This window comes from Bartonella sp. OD88NMGDW (genome assembly GCF_042193775.1).
In the GTDB taxonomy this organism is placed as follows: domain Bacteria; phylum Pseudomonadota; class Alphaproteobacteria; order Rhizobiales; family Rhizobiaceae; genus Bartonella; species Bartonella grahamii.
In genome coordinates this window covers 170361-184794 of the sequence record NZ_JBHIMA010000004.1, presented here as the reverse complement: position 1 = coordinate 184794, position 14434 = coordinate 170361, and the positions used below count along the sequence as shown (strand labels likewise).

General features: G+C 36.4%; 13 protein-coding genes and 2 tRNA genes. 4 read left to right on the top strand and 11 right to left on the bottom strand.

Annotation, left to right across the window (positions count from 1 at the left end; translation table 11 throughout):
- Positions 1-70 precede the first annotated feature (70 nt).
- Positions 71-850 carry a DNA adenine methylase gene (locus ACFIJR_RS05170; RefSeq protein ID WP_375653763.1) on the top strand — a complete coding sequence of 260 codons (780 nt, stop codon included), beginning with the start codon at positions 71-73 and terminating at the stop codon, positions 848-850.
- Between the two features lie 71 nt (positions 851-921).
- On the top strand, positions 922-1308 hold the full coding sequence (locus ACFIJR_RS05165) for an XRE family transcriptional regulator (protein ID WP_375653761.1): 387 nt from the start codon (positions 922-924) through the stop codon (positions 1306-1308).
- Between the two features lie 89 nt (positions 1309-1397).
- Here the strand turns inward: ACFIJR_RS05165 and ACFIJR_RS05160 are convergent.
- From ACFIJR_RS05160 to ACFIJR_RS05150, 3 genes are all read right to left on the bottom strand, one after another.
- A tRNA-Val gene (locus ACFIJR_RS05160) sits at positions 1398-1472 on the bottom strand.
- 96 nt (positions 1473-1568) lie between these two features.
- On the bottom strand, positions 1569-1931 hold the full coding sequence (cpdR, locus tag ACFIJR_RS05155) for a cell cycle two-component system response regulator CpdR (protein ID WP_005773448.1): 363 nt from the start codon (positions 1929-1931) through the stop codon (positions 1569-1571).
- Positions 1932-2718: 787 nt separating this feature from the next.
- On the bottom strand, positions 2719-3636 hold the full coding sequence (locus ACFIJR_RS05150) for an alpha/beta hydrolase (protein ID WP_375653759.1): 918 nt from the start codon (positions 3634-3636) through the stop codon (positions 2719-2721).
- Between the two features lie 280 nt (positions 3637-3916).
- Here ACFIJR_RS05150 and ACFIJR_RS05145 point away from each other — a divergent pair, with 280 nt between their 5' ends.
- Positions 3917-4384 (top strand): Hsp20 family protein, encoded by a 468-nt coding sequence (locus ACFIJR_RS05145; protein WP_375626440.1) that lies wholly within the window; start codon positions 3917-3919, stop codon positions 4382-4384.
- 260 nt (positions 4385-4644) lie between these two features.
- Here ACFIJR_RS05145 and ACFIJR_RS05140 read toward each other — a convergent pair.
- Positions 4645-4721: transfer RNA gene (locus ACFIJR_RS05140), tRNA-Pro, on the bottom strand.
- A 606-nt stretch (positions 4722-5327) separates the two neighbouring features.
- On the opposite strand from ACFIJR_RS05140, the gene ACFIJR_RS05135 reads away from it, so the two are divergent.
- Positions 5328-5693 (top strand): iron-sulfur cluster assembly accessory protein, encoded by a 366-nt coding sequence (locus ACFIJR_RS05135; RefSeq protein ID WP_375653766.1) that lies wholly within the window; start codon positions 5328-5330, stop codon positions 5691-5693.
- A 70-nt stretch (positions 5694-5763) separates the two neighbouring features.
- Here ACFIJR_RS05135 and mazG read toward each other — a convergent pair whose 3' ends face one another.
- The 7 genes from mazG to ACFIJR_RS05100 form a co-directional block, all read right to left on the bottom strand.
- Positions 5764-6579, bottom strand: coding sequence for a nucleoside triphosphate pyrophosphohydrolase (mazG, locus tag ACFIJR_RS05130; RefSeq protein WP_375626442.1), 816 nt, complete (start codon positions 6577-6579; stop codon positions 5764-5766).
- A gap of 33 nt (positions 6580-6612) precedes the next feature.
- The gene (locus ACFIJR_RS05125; protein ID WP_375627364.1) at positions 6613-7542 is read right to left on the bottom strand and encodes a lipid A biosynthesis lauroyl acyltransferase; all 930 of its coding nucleotides are present in this window, start codon (positions 7540-7542) and stop codon (positions 6613-6615) included.
- Positions 7543-7548: 6 nt separating this feature from the next.
- Entirely contained in the window at positions 7549-8577 is a 1029-nt protein-coding gene (locus ACFIJR_RS05120) for a zinc-binding dehydrogenase (protein WP_375626444.1), read from the bottom strand.
- A gap of 58 nt (positions 8578-8635) precedes the next feature.
- Positions 8636-9910: a beta-ketoacyl-ACP synthase gene (locus tag ACFIJR_RS05115; RefSeq protein ID WP_375626446.1), complete on the bottom strand. Its 1275-nt coding sequence runs from the start codon at positions 9908-9910 to the stop codon at positions 8636-8638.
- Positions 9911-9924: 14 nt separating this feature from the next.
- Complete coding sequence (locus tag ACFIJR_RS05110; RefSeq protein ID WP_375653757.1) at positions 9925-11100, bottom strand: beta-ketoacyl-ACP synthase; 1176 nt, start codon at positions 11098-11100, stop codon at positions 9925-9927.
- Between the two features lie 10 nt (positions 11101-11110).
- The gene (locus ACFIJR_RS05105) at positions 11111-11395 is read right to left on the bottom strand and encodes an acyl carrier protein (protein WP_375626449.1); all 285 of its coding nucleotides are present in this window, start codon (positions 11393-11395) and stop codon (positions 11111-11113) included.
- Between the two features lie 215 nt (positions 11396-11610).
- Positions 11611-13929: an NADP-dependent malic enzyme gene (locus ACFIJR_RS05100; RefSeq protein WP_375627352.1), complete on the bottom strand. Its 2319-nt coding sequence runs from the start codon at positions 13927-13929 to the stop codon at positions 11611-11613.
- Positions 13930-14434: the final 505 nt, after the last annotated feature.

Below are 14434 nucleotides of genomic sequence, written 5' to 3'. Positions count from 1 at the left end.
AGAGAATAGCTTCTCACACCTCAAAAAGTGGATAACAAAAAGTTAAATATCAAATCTCTCCTTTAAAAATATGATGAAACAAGAATTTACACAAACATTGTTTGCGTGGATGGGTGGTAAACACTATCTGCGTAAGAAAATTATACCGATTTTAAATAGCATTGACCATGAAACCTATGTTGAACCATTTTTAGGTTCTGGTGTTATTTTTCTAAATAAAAGACCAGCAAAATATTCCGTGATTAATGATCTGAATGGAGAGATAACGAATCTGTTTCAATGTGTTCAAAATGACTTTGATGATTTATCCAAACGACTAGAATGGTTTGTTTGTTCAAGACAGTTGTTTTTTGAACTTGCGGCTATTGAACTAGAGAGTCTCTCCAAGGTTGAAAGAGCCGCACGCTTTTTGTTTCTCCAACGTTGTGTCATGTACGGGAAAGAAGATTACTACTCTTTTAGATTTGGAAGAAAAAGAACGGCAGAGTTTAATCCCGAAAAGCTGTTATCAAGGATGAGACGTGTTAGACAGAAGCTTCTTGATACGACGATCTTAAATTTATCATGGGATCGGGTTGTCGAGCTTTTTGATGCACCCGACAGTTTATTTTATCTAGACCCGCCTTATCTTGTGAAGAAGAAGTGTTATAGTTCTGGAAATTTTGTTGAAGATGATTTTGTGAACATGGCAAAAGTTCTCAAAAGCATCCAAGGCAAATTTGTCTTGAGTCTGAATGATAGTGATGAGGTTCGAGAGATCTTTAGGGATTTTGACTTTTTAGAATTAGAGGCCCTTTGGACATCTGGTTTTGCTAAAAAAAACTCTTCGAAAAGAACTCTTGATTCGTAATAACTGAAAAAAATCATAAAAAGATTTGTTAGAATCAGAAGAAATATTTTTTCTCTAACAGGACTTTTTTGATGCTTACATCCTTTGGTAAAATTTTACGGAAACTTTGTCTTGATCACTCAGAACGCCTCTTAGATATGGCTAAGAAATTAGACATATCTGTAGCATTTTTATCTTCTGTCGAGATTGGCAAAAAATCTGTTCCTGTAGGACAAAAGATAATTGAACTCTATGCTTTAGATCAAGAGAAGGCTTTACTCTTAAGAAAAGCAGCTTATGCTTGTCGCAAAAGTTTTACAATCAAGACTTCTGATCGGTTGAGGCGTGAAGCTGTTGGCATGTTTTCTAGATTTATAGATATTTTTACACAAGAGGATTTAGAAAAATTCAAACAAATACCAGAAGTAATTCGCGAATCAAACAGAGAGAAAAATGCTACCTTTGTAGAGAAATGTTAAAAAACCCTATTCCTCTAACTTTATTCAGACATTCCTCACAGTAAAAAAGATGTATAAATACAGCAAGTTATAGGATAAGAAAAAGAATCTGGTGGGCGTGACAGGGATTGAACCTGTGACCCCTACGATGTCAACGTAGTGCTCTCCCGCTGAGCTACACGCCCATTCATTGATGTTGCATACACCATATAGAATGACAAACGTCAATGCCTAATTTCGTTTTCTCTTTCAACAGATGCAAATAACTTAAAAAATACTTTTTAAGCAGCGATAAGGATCTTTTCAACCTCATTGACGAGTTCACGTAAGTGAAACGGCTTAGAGAGAACCTTTGCATCAGGAGGGGCATCACTATTTGAATTGAGTGCTACCGCTGCAAAACCTGTAATGAACATTACTCGTAAATCGGGGTCAATCTCAGTAGCACGTCGTGCGAGTTCGATTCCGTCCATCTCTGGCATCACAATATCAGTCAGGAGAAGGGAAAATGGCTCTTCTTGTAAACGTTCATACGCGCTAATACCATTATCGAAATCGGCGACTTCGTAGCCTGCACGTTCTAAGGCTTTTACGAGAAAGCGACGCATATCGTTATCATCTTCTGCGAGCAGGATTCGTTTCATGATTATGTTCCAATGGCTCCATTTGTCAGAGTTTTGCCGCATCAATTATACAATATAGAGTATTTATAAAAAAGACGGTAAAATGCTCATAATTGAAATGAATGGCAAAATGGTTAATTCTTACATTCTTATTCAGAATACAGCATATTCGTTGTGAGTTGGTTAAATTCAAAATATATGTGATTTTGAAAAAAGAAGGGGTTCTCTAGAACTTTTAAGGTGATTCATTGCTATCTTTTAAATTCGCTGATTGTTATCAGAATTTCATTAAAAAACTTATGAAAACCGTTACTGTAGGGACTTGCTATATCGAGAAATTAGAAGAATATTATGTTAATTTATTGTTTTTAAAAAGTTCTCCTAAAAATAGAAATTTTATAGTTATTTGTTTTTATAGAGATTTGTAATAAATATTATAAATGCGCTTTATTTTCAGTTTTTTTCCTTAAATAGATAAAAACTATTATTTTTCTAAATATAATATTAAATTAACACTTAATAATATATCAAAAATAGTATTTTGATGATTTATTTATAAATATGTATCATGCTATATTAAGATAGATTTATTATCTTCATTTTTATTAATTATACAAAATATTTTTATTTATATAATAGTTTTTATTAGAATGCCTAGTGAATATTTAGGTCATGGCTTGCCTGTAGAGGCTAGAAAACGAATCATATGAGTGGTTGGAAAGTAAAATCCGTTATATTAAGAAGTGTTTGTAGATCCAACACTCGTAGAAATTTTTTTATGGGGCGGAGTGGAAATTAAGATTTAGTGTTATTTTACAGATACATTATCGGGAATAAATGCATCAAATGCAGCCCAAAATTGCTTTTTATAATTTTCATTAACCATGATTGTGTCCAGTTCAGCGCCTGTAATAGTAATACTTTCTGTCAGGTGTGTGTGTTGGCATAATTGCCGCACTTCAATGTTATTTGCAATATTGTTTTGATTGGCAAGAATAAAGAGTGTTGGGATTCGTAAATCTCCGTGGAGTACATTTCTTTTCATAGAATCGATCGCATTAAATACCGATGCCATCCATTGGGATGTTGGGGGCTTAATGGAATGGAACGGCACTTTATGCATGTGTCCCAATTGTATATTGTTTTGTTTTGTTTTGTTTAATTTTTTCCCATCTTTCGCTGGTATAAAGCCAAGACCTATATCAGAAAGAAATTGTGTTAATTTATGTTGAAAACCATTCGTTTTATTACCGAATGGAGCAAAAAGGGGAGAAACACAGAGCAATTTATTAAACCGATGATTAATGAGATCTAATCCGCTAAGTGCCATCAATCCACCTATACCATAGGCGAGCATAGAGTAAGGAGGCGGACAATTAGGATAAACAATATTTTTAAGAAATTCATATAAGTCATTAATATCACTATTTATATCAAAACAATGATGTCGGCTTTGTTTTCTTATCTTGAAGGATTTTTTTTCTTGATCAAACCAGTCAAATATTGCTGTATGAAAACCGCGGTTAGAAATTTCATTTATTAATAAAAAATATTTTTCTAAAGTACTTGCGTAGCTTTTGAGAATAACAATTGTTCCCTTAGATTTTTCCACCTCAGGATATGTTATCGCAAAACGAATTTCGTGATCTATCGCTATTTTAAGAGTACCATGATGGATATTAGGAGGAGTGGAAGCCCAGTCTATGGGATAAATAGGTGTTTCCAATTGAAATCCTTTACAGTGTATTTGCCGCTTAGTGCAACGTGAGATAATGAGAGGACTTTGACATTTATGTAATGAAGAAAAAGGATTTAAAAAGGGGTATATTGCTTTTTAGATAGTTTTTATCAATTTAGGTTCCAAAGAGTTGAAATAAAGAAAAACAATTACCAGATAATATAGTGTGGTTGCCATGATGGGGCCGCAGGTTCACAAGTAAGTTTGCCATTTGGGAACTTTGTGAATTGATTGTTAAATTATAGTCGCTCTAGAGGAGGGCAATATTATGCGTCAGGTAGATTTTTCACCATTTTATCGTTCCACAGTAGGTTTTGATCATCTTTTTAACTGGTTTGATTCTAGAACACAACCAAATGAAGTTTCTTCTTATCCCCCTTATAATATCGAGCGTTTAACTGAAGATTCTTATAGAATTTCTATGGCTGTTGCTGGTTTCTCTCAAGATGAAATTGATATTGAAACGCATTGTAACCAGCTGATCGTTAAGGGAGACAGAAAGTCTGAAAATGATGATGAAGAGCGAGAATTCCTTTATCGAGGCATTGCTTCGCGTGCTTTTGAACGGCGTTTTCATTTGGCTGATCATGTTAAGGTTATTGGAGCAGAACTTGGAGATGGGCTTCTTCATATTCAGCTTAAAAGGGAAATGCCAGCTGAATTAAAACCCAAAAAAATAACCGTACAGATGTCACCATCCATTACAAAAAATGATAACAGCGATATTGTCGTGTAGGAAAATTTAGAAAATATGAGACCGAATAATTATAAATTTTTCTGAAGAATAAAAAACGCGAGGCAAAAGGTCTCGCGTTTTGTGTGTGTTCTCCTCAGAACGAAGCTTATTTTAATAAAACCGCTTATTTCGAGTTTATGATAAAATGTTATTGAACATTATTCTACGTTGAAGAAAAAATCCATGTATGTGCTAATTGAAATGCATGATAATCCACTTTTTAAGTAAGCTTATTTTTTTATTTTATAGCATTTAAAAAATGGTCGGAGCGGCGGGATTTGAACCCACGACCCCTTGACCCCCAGTCAAGTGCGCTACCAAGCTGCGCTACGCTCCGAGTTTGTGTAAAACGATTAAATGACTGTTTCTTTAAAGGCAAGAGAAAAAATAAACAGAATAAAATCTAAAATGCTCTTGCACTTAGAGCTTTTGAAAGTAAAAATTTTAGACATCACTATTTTGTTATCAATTCAAGATACATAACGAATCTGTAAAATTCTTTGTAATCATTAAATTTTTAGCTCTATAGTTAATAGATCTATGCATTTAATTACTTTTGCAGATTGTGAAGGGTAAGATTGGTGGCTTTAGGGGTATGAATTGGAGAAGGGGGGAGCAAATGAGTACGGGAGGTATATTTTTTCCTTATCTAATCGTTACTTTTCTAAAAAGATAAAGATTTTCAAAAGGAGAGGATGGAATGTATGGTATTGAAACGTTTTCCTTTGTTTAGAGTTTTTATAGACGAGGTATTTTGCGTTTTATGTGGACAAAAAATTGTAAGTTCTGGATTGTATAATCATAAATCTCATTTTACGGGTACGCGTTTTTATCCAAATAAACAAGGTCAGAATACTTTAATTTATGTTTTGTTGTTTTTTTTCTAAAATACTATAGAGGAAAAACTTTCAAAGTGTCTATTGAACTAAGAAAAGAGTAAATGATGAGCCGTTTTTCGGTAATAAATTTGACAGAATCAGCAGTGGATCGTGTTAAAGCGATCATGGATGCAAAAGATGCACAGGGTATTCTTGTTGGTATCAAAAAAGGTGGTTGTGCAGGGATGGAGTATACAATTACTCTTGTCAAAGAAAAGGGGATAGATGCGGATGTTGTTGAAGTGAATGGTGCCCGTGTTTTCGTAGCACATGATGCGGTGTTATTTTTATTAGGGACGCAGATGGATTATGAAGTGACAACGCTTCGTTCTGGTTTTGTCTTTAAAAATCCTAATCAAGTTTCAGCATGTGGGTGTGGCGAATCGGTGGAACTTCGTCCTGCTACGCAGGATCAATATAAAACAAATTGAGCTGAGCTGAATTATAATTCAGTAATTTTAGAGGAACTTGTTCTTTGAGGTAGAAGAAATCTAGTATTTTTTATTGTTCATTTTTAGCTTGCTTCCAAAGCGCTTCCATTTCATTCAGGGATGCGTCAGTGAGTGTTTTAGATTGAGTGGATAGCTTTTCTTCAATATAGGCAAAACGGTTTCGAAATTTTATATTCGTTTTTTTTAATGCTTTTTGTGAATCTATCCCTAAGTGGCGTGCGAGATTAAGGAGAATAAAGTAGAGATCTCCAAACTCTTCTTCTATCTCTGAATTTTGTTTATTTTTGATGGCTTCTTTAAGCTCTTCGAGTTCTTCTTCTATTTTTTCAAAAACTTTATCACTTTTTTTCCAATCAAAACCTACTTTAGCTGCTGCTTCTTGTAAAGAAAGTGCTTCTTGGTTTGCTGGCTGGATTTGTTTTACTTGTGCGAGTATGCTTGTGGAGGAATTGTTGTTTTTTTCTTCGCACAAACTTTTTTGTTCAACCTGTTCTCTTTTTTTTATATATTCCCACTCCTCTTTTATAAATCCTCGTTTTTTTTGCTCGGCATTTCCAAAAACGTGAGAATGGCGTCGAATCATTTTTGCCGTGATTGCATAAACAACATCTTCAAAAGTAAAGCTGCCTTCTTCTTGTGCAATGGTAGCATGATAGATAACTTGTAAAAGGAGATCTCCAAGTTCTTCACAGAGATCCTTTCGGTTTTTTCGTTCAATGGCATCGATGACTTCGTAAACTTCTTCGAGCATATAGGGTATGAGGGATTCAAAAGTTTGTTTTTTATGCCAGATACAACCGCTATCAGAATTTCGTAATGCAGTGATAATTGCAACGAGATCTTTGATGTCTTTTGAGGCTAACATTTGCACTTCCTTTGTAAGCAATAGAGCCTTATGTTAGATGTCCCAACGTCTATGTAACCACATCCATTGTCCAGGATATTCACGGACCCAAGATTCAACAATATCATTTAATTTTTGCGTAGAAGCAGCTATATCGATATCATTTTTTTCATCACGTGGAAGTTCTATATGTTCATATAATTCTAAACGATGACGTCCATTGGGCAAACGAATACAACGTGCTGGATAAATATCACAGTCATATTGTCGAGCAAGTTTTATAATTAAGGGATTTGTTTTAAGAGGTCTGTTAAAAAATGTTCCCATGATACCGCGGCGAAATTTTTGATCAACGAGCATACCAACATTTTCACCTTCTTCTAATTTGGCTGCTAGTGCCCATGCTGCACCGGCCTTGGAGGGAATAAGATGCCCCATAGAAGTTTGTCGTGCTTTAAGGACTCGTTTGGCAACATAGGGATTATTGGGTGGTCTAAATAATACCGTAACATTAAGATCAAAACTTTGTGCACAAATAGGCAGAAGTTCAAAATTTCCAGTATGTGCGGTGAAAAAAATATGTGGTTTTTTTTCATTTTTTAATCGCTCAAATATTTCAACGCCTTTAACTTCAATGAAACCTGGCTCGTCCGCATGAGGATCAAAATCAAAAATTTTATCAAGAAAAATATATTCGGCTAGGAAACGTCCTATATTTTCCCACATTTCTATTGCAATCGCATGGAGTTCTTGCTCTGTTTTTTCTGGATATGCACCTCTAAGATTTGTAAGTGTGATTTGATGACGATGTAAAAGGGGACCAATTTTTTTTACCAACCAAGAAAAAAAAGAGACTCCCATTTTGGCAGGAAAGCATTTTAGAATAAATAAAGAACCAAAGAGCAGATACGCCCATAACAAGTAGGATATTTTTTTAGCTATAATTTTAATAAGATATATGAGATTTTTAAGAGAAAGCTTCATCATGATTTAATCGACTTTAAGGATAATTTTACCAAAAACATCACGACTCTCCATTCGTTTTAAAGCTGTATCAATTTCATCCAGCCCAACAATTGTATCAATGACAGGGTGTACGGCTTTTTGTGCCATTTTTTGCATGGCATTTTTCATATTTTCCATACGGCAGCCAAATGAACCGAATATCTTAAGCTGTTGCTGGAATAATTGCATGAGATTTATTGGTGCTGAAACACCAGAGGTAGAACCGCAAGTCACTAAGCGTGCTCCTTTTTTCATACATAACAAAGAACCGTTCCATGTATCTACACCAACATGCTCAAAAACAACGTCAACACCTTTTTTTTGGGTTAATTTACGCACTATACCTTCAAAACGATCTTTACGATAATTAATCACATGATCTGCTCCAAGAGAGTGTGCTTTTGCAATTTTTTCATCTGAACCTACAGTTGTGATAACTGTACAGCCCATGTGTTTTGCAAGTTGAATGGCTGCAGAGCCAATACCTGAACCACCAGCCTGTATCAGGATTGTTTCTCCTGCTTGTAGTTTTGCGTTATCGAAAAGCATATGTTCTACGGTACCAAAAGTAATTGGAGCAACCGCTGCCTGCAATTCATCACATTGAGGAGGTGATGGAACTAATAAACGTGCTGGCAAATTGACAAGCTCACACGCAAATCCATCAAGGTGAAAACCGTAGACTCCCTTTACATGGCTGCAAAGATTATCCCGTCCTTCATGACAAGCTTGGCATACTCCGCAGGTTTGTGCACCATAAATTGAGACAATCTGTCCAAGTTGGAGATGTTCAACGCCATCTCCTATTTGTATAACCTCACCAGAGGCTTCTGCACCAATGATGAGTGGCATTTTTCTTTTCGCAAAAGCCATGCCACGCCATCCCCATACATCAATATGATTAAGAGCAACGGCTTTTATCCGCACAGTTACTTCACCTAGACTAGGTGAAGATGGCGGGGAAATATTAGTGATTTCAAGCCGACGATCATCGAAGAGCTGCAGTGCACGCATTACCATCCCCTTTAAATATGTTATTAGGTTAGCGTTATAAAATTTTATTATTAAAGGATTATCCTTTATATGCAGTGATGACAAGACTCATATTTTGACCACCAAATCCAAATGAGTTGGACAAAACCGCATTGACACAGGCTTTACGGCTATGATGAGGAACAACATCTAAAGGGATAGCAGGGTCAGGATTATCATAATTTATTGTAGGTGGAAGTATCCCCGATTGAATGGTTAAAAGCGAAAAAACCGCTTCTATTGCACCAGCAGCAGTTAATGTATGCCCAATCATTGATTTATTAGAAGAGACTGGAATATGCTCTAAAAGATCACCGAATACTGTTGATAATGCAAGATATTCCATTTTCTCATTTTCAGGTGTTGAAGTTCCATGTGCATTAATATAATCAATTTCATTGATGGTTATTTTTGCATCGTCTAAAGCTTTGCGAACGGATTCAATTGCTGGTGATGCATCGGGTTTTGAACGTGTACGGTGAAAATCATCGGCTGTTTCTCCACAGCCAGCTAAAATTCCTAAAACTGTAGCATTACGGTTTAATGCGCTTTGAAGAGATTCAAGAACAAAAGCACCTGAGCCTTCTGCCATAACAAATCCATCTCGATCACGGCTAAAGGGTTTTGCTGCTTTTTCAGCAGGATCATTTTGGGTTGAAAGAGCGGATAGTAACGAAAAACGGATGAGAGATTCTGCTGAAACTGATCCATCTGTCGCAATTATGAGAGCTCGATTTGTCTCTCCCCGTCTAATAGACTCAACACCTAATTGAATTGCTGTTGCACCAGATGCACAAGCAGTGGAAAGTGTAACAGGAAGTCCTTTTGTGCCAAATGTTTTTTGAAGTTTTTCTGCAATTGCACCAAATTGTGTGGTTTCAAAAAGCGTTTCATGGAGTTTATCCTTACAGACTTTAAGAAGATGTGCATAAGAAGGTTCATTATTGAATTCTTGCTCTTGATCAAGACTAAAACGTGCGGTCCATTCAAGTTCAACAGGAGGAGCTGCTAGAAAGAGTGGTCCATTAAAATTTTTTATATCAATAGCAGCTTGTTCCAAAGCTTCTTCAGCAGCAAGATGTGCAAGCTTCTCAGAAAGAGCTGAAGCACCAAGTGTACTTTCTTTGAGAAAATCAATTGTTCCAGCAATATATGTATTTAATCCCTCAACGGGAAAACGTGTTATTTTGTGGATACCGCTTATACCGCTTGTTAATTTTTGCCAATTTTCATGTTTCCCTTGTCCCAGTGATGTGACAATGCCTGCTCCAGTTATTGCGACAAGTGGACGCCCAAAATGATCATGATATTTCACGATAGAAATCCCCTTCAAACAGCTGTAAGACGCACAATACCTTCAGCTCTTTTTATGCCAATAGTTGTAACAAATATTTCACGTACTTCTTTAGAAAAAGGTTTTTCATGAGGACTTAACGCTGGAAAACAGTGGTTTTTTTCAATTGAAAGTGCTGCAAGAGCTAGAGCTAGAGGAAATTGTGCTTCCCGCATATAACCAAATAATGTTGTAATGCCACGGTAAGATAGATCAGCATCATCAAGAGCATTTTGTTCTGCTTTTGTTGCTTCGTGAGCTCCTGAGGCTGCTGAAATGGCTAGGGCAGATTTAGCACTCGCAGTTTTTAACATTGTTGCAATTGATTCTCTAAGTGGAATTTTGGTTCTATCTGTTTGGTCTGTAATAATTTGGCTAATTTCAGCATAAGCACGTGCGTTGCGCTTTTCTGCATGTTCTCCACTTTCAAGAACTAGGAAGATACCACCAGAACCGGCTATAATACCGCCGCCGGGGTGGATTTCACGATTCCACACTGGGCTCCATCCATTATGGGTTAAAAGACCACCAAGCTCATGCGCCAACAACATATCATAACTTTGTGCATTATAGGAACCTCCTACAAGAGCATGGGTACTTTGACCTGATTTAATACGAGCTACAGCAATTTGAAGCGCAGAAAGCCCACTACCTTCTTCTCCCATAAATGTACGAGATGATCCAGTGACTTTATGAACAATTGAAATGTTTCCTGCCAAAAGGTTTGAAAGTTGTGCTAAAAATAATGTTGGACGAAGTTCGGTTGAAAGAGCAACATTTAACATAGAAGCATGATCGGCAACTGTGCGCGCTTTAGAAAGAATATGTGTATCAACAGTAATATCACGCTCTCCTCCACTTGCTGCTACGATCATATCCATTGTTGAAGTGAGTTGTTCATTATTTTTCATGCCAGCATCATCAAGAGCAAGACCAGCTGCATAGGTACCAAGACGCTGCCATGTTCCCATTTGCCGTTGATCACTTTTTTTAGGAATTTGTAAACTCCAATCAATTTCGGGCAATTTATGAACCGTGTAGGGTGAAAAAGTTGTACAATCTAGGTTTGGTGTACGGATTGGATCGTTTAAAAGATTCCAATGTTGATCAGTTCCTTCTCCCAGAGAGCTTATGAGGCCTATACCAGTGATGAATACAGATTGATCATGCATGGTGAAAAAATTACTCCGCCTGTTTTAAGGCAACGAGATCATCAATTTTTGTACAAAGGTTTTTAAGAACAAAGTATTCTTCTGTTGCAACGGTACCTTCGTTGACTTCTTGTGTCCATTGTTCTAGAGGGACTTTTATTCCGAAAGCTTTATCAATAGCGAAAACAATATCAAGAAAATCAAGACTGTCGATTCCTAGATCGTCAATTGTATGACTTTCAGGTGTAATTGTATTGCGATCAATTTCACTGATTTCTGCAATGATATCAGCAACTTTATCAAACGTGGAAGGCAATGTACGGATTCCTTATTATAGAGTTAGTAAATTCAAAATACATTTAATATTGTTCTTCTAGCCTTTTTTTTATTTAAAAAAAAGACTTAATCCAAAATATAGCTGTCTTTATCTATAGAGATAAGAGGTTTACAGTATCTATAGAGATAAGAGGTTTACAGTACATGAAACACTATATCTCAATTTTTAAAAAACTTTGAAATTTTATTGCGCATTTATTTTACGAGACTATTTTTTCTATTGGCCGCAAGGACAGCAAGGGCTGTTATATTAACAACTCCCCGTGAAGTTACTGAAGGCGTTAAGATATGGGCGGGACGTGCTGCCCCGATTAGAATAGGACCAACATGGAGTGCATTTGTGAGGCTTTTAACAGTGTTGAGCGTGATATTGGCTGCATCAAGTGTTGGAAAGACAAGCAAATTAGCTTCACTTTTAAGACGAGAATCAGGAAAAACACGATCACGAAAAACTTTGGAAAGAGCAGTATCACCATGCATTTCACCATCTGCTTCTAATTCAGGGTGTAATTTGGCAAGAATTTCTGTTGCACGTCGCATTTTACGCGCACTTTCTGTGTTTTTAGAACCAAAGTTTGAGTGTGATAATAAGGCTGCTTTTGGTGTTATTCCAAATGCTTCAACTTCTTGAGCTGCCAATACAGTCATTTCAGCGATTTCTTCTGCAGAAGGATTTTCATTGACGTAAGTATCTGTGAGGAAAAGAGTACGTTGTTGAGAGATAAGCAAACTCATAGCAGAAAAACGGTGAACATTAGGATCAAGACCAATAATTTGTTCAATTAATTCAAGTTGACGTTCAAAACGTCCTTCTAAGCCGCAAATCATTGCATCTGCTTCTTCACGCATGACAGCAAGGGCAGCAATAGCCGTTGTTGATGTTCTCACTACAGTTTTTGCCATTTCAGGCGTAACACCACGTCTTCCTGTATAATGAAAAAATAAATTAACATAATCACGAAAACGTGGATCATCTTCAGGGTTTGTTAATTCAAAATCTATACCAGGACGAATTCTTAAACCAAAGCGTTTTAATCTCGCTTCTACGACATGTGGACGGCCGATAAGGAGAGGCGTTGCTGTTTGTTCTTCAATGACAACTTGTGCTGCACGAAGGACGCGTTCATCTTCACCATTCGCATAGATGACGCGTTTACGTTTTGCTGTTTTTGCTGCAGCAAAAACAGGTTTCATTGTTAAACCAGAAAGAAAGACAAATCGATTGAGGATATCATAGTAGGCTTCCATATCTTCAATGGGACGAATGGCGACACCAGTTGCCATTGCTGCTTTAGCAACAGCGGGAGCAATACGCAGTATTAAACGCGGATCAAAAGGAGAGGGGATCAGATAGTCTGGTCCAAAATTGGGTGGTTCTTTTGAGTATGCACGTGCTACAACATCTGAAGTTTCTTCACGTGCAAGGGCAGCAATCGCATGAACAGCGGCCATTTTCATTTCTTCATTAATTGCACTAGCACCTACGTCTAATGCACCACGGAAGATATAGGGAAAACAAAGGACATTATTAACTTGATTGGGATAATCAGAGCGTCCTGTACAGATCATTGCGTCTGGTCGTATAGAGCGTGCTTCTTCAGGCATAATTTCTGGTACTGGATTAGCCAGTGCTAAAATGAGTGGATTTTGAGCCATTCTTTTAAGATATTCAGGCTTTAAAACACCACCCGCAGATAGGCCTAGAAAAATATCTGCATCATCAATAATATCAGATAAAGTTCGTGCGTCTGTTTTTTGTGCGTAATTGATTTTCCAACGATCCATAAGGGTCTTGCGATCTTCATAAACAACTCCCTCTAAGTCACTAAGCCAAATATTTTCAACTTTCGCCCCAAGACGAACCAAAAGATTAAGACAAGCTAGGGCAGCAGCACCTGCACCTGAGGTAACTATTTTTGCATTTTCAATTTTTTTTCCTGAAAGATTTAAGGCATTTAATACAGCCGCAGAAACAATAATGGCAGTTCCATGTTGGTCATCATGAAAAACTGGAATATTCATTTTAGCACGAAGCTTTTCTTCGATGTCAAAACATTCAGGAGCCTTAATGTCTTCAAGATTAATACCACCAAATGTAGGTTCTAAGGTCGATATTGTTTGCACCATTTGTTCTATATCGGATGCATCAATTTCAATATCAAAAACATCAATATTCGCAAATTTTTTAAATAAAACTGCTTTGCCTTCCATAACTGGCTTTGACGCCAGTGGACCAATGTTTCCTAAACCAAGAACAGCAGTTCCATTGGATATAACAGCGACTAAATTAGCACGGGAGGTATATTGAGCAGCAAGATTGGGATCTTCATGAATCGCAAGACATGGTGCTGCAACGCCTGGAGAGTAAGCAAGAGCTAAATCACGTTGATTATCAAGAGGTTTTGTTGCTTGTATTTCCAATTTTCCAGGTTTTGGGTATTGGTGATAAAAAAGTGCGGCACTGTCAAGTTCAGCTTTTGGTGAACTGAAATCACTATTTCGTTCTCTAGGCATTTTTATGATATCCAAGTTAGCGTATGTGTATATGAAATGTTCCATCTACGATAAGGTTTTGTCCACTAATAGATCCTCATTTCTCTGAATATCAAAATGCATGAGCATGAGCAAACTCTTCTGGATCGTAAAACCAGTTTGATGATTCTTTTTGTTTGTGTGCATGAATAATTTCATTGATAGCAGCACTTTTCTTTCTCTCTCCTTAATAAAACTCATAAAAATTGATTAGTTTACAAAAAAATAAAATATTTTCTAACGATTACATTATCAAGCCATTATTTTTTTGCAATGTTTACAAAATAAGGAAAGAACAGAAGAACATTTCCTATCAATTTCATCCATTTTTTATAAAATATATATTTTATTTAAAGTTTCATACGGAGGTACAAGAAATTTTAAATAACAATTTGTAATTTATAAATTGTTTATTCAGCTATTTTAAAGGAGACTGGAATGTTGAAAATGGAAGTGGTGTTGTTCATTGTTTAATTGGATTCTTAAT

Bases quoted from the DNA above. Each gene is read 5' to 3' on its own strand.
- ACFIJR_RS05170 (WP_375653763.1), top strand. From the start codon at position 71: ATGATGAAACAAGAATTTACACAAACATTGTTTGCGTGGATGGGTGGT.
- ACFIJR_RS05165 (WP_375653761.1), top strand. From the start codon at position 922: ATGCTTACATCCTTTGGTAAAATTTTACGGAAACTTTGTCTTGATCAC.
- cpdR (WP_005773448.1), bottom strand. From the start codon at position 1,931: ATGAAACGAATCCTGCTCGCAGAAGATGATAACGATATGCGTCGCTTT.
- ACFIJR_RS05145 (WP_375626440.1), top strand. From the start codon at position 3,917: ATGCGTCAGGTAGATTTTTCACCATTTTATCGTTCCACAGTAGGTTTT.
- ACFIJR_RS05135 (WP_375653766.1), top strand. From the start codon at position 5,328: ATGAGCCGTTTTTCGGTAATAAATTTGACAGAATCAGCAGTGGATCGT.
- mazG (WP_375626442.1), bottom strand. From the start codon at position 6,579: ATGTTAGCCTCAAAAGACATCAAAGATCTCGTTGCAATTATCACTGCA.
- ACFIJR_RS05125 (WP_375627364.1), bottom strand. From the start codon at position 7,542: ATGAAGCTTTCTCTTAAAAATCTCATATATCTTATTAAAATTATAGCT.
- ACFIJR_RS05120 (WP_375626444.1), bottom strand. From the start codon at position 8,577: ATGCGTGCACTGCAGCTCTTCGATGATCGTCGGCTTGAAATCACTAAT.
- ACFIJR_RS05110 (WP_375653757.1), bottom strand. From the start codon at position 11,100: ATGCATGATCAATCTGTATTCATCACTGGTATAGGCCTCATAAGCTCT.
- ACFIJR_RS05100 (WP_375627352.1), bottom strand. From the start codon at position 13,929: ATGCCTAGAGAACGAAATAGTGATTTCAGTTCACCAAAAGCTGAACTT.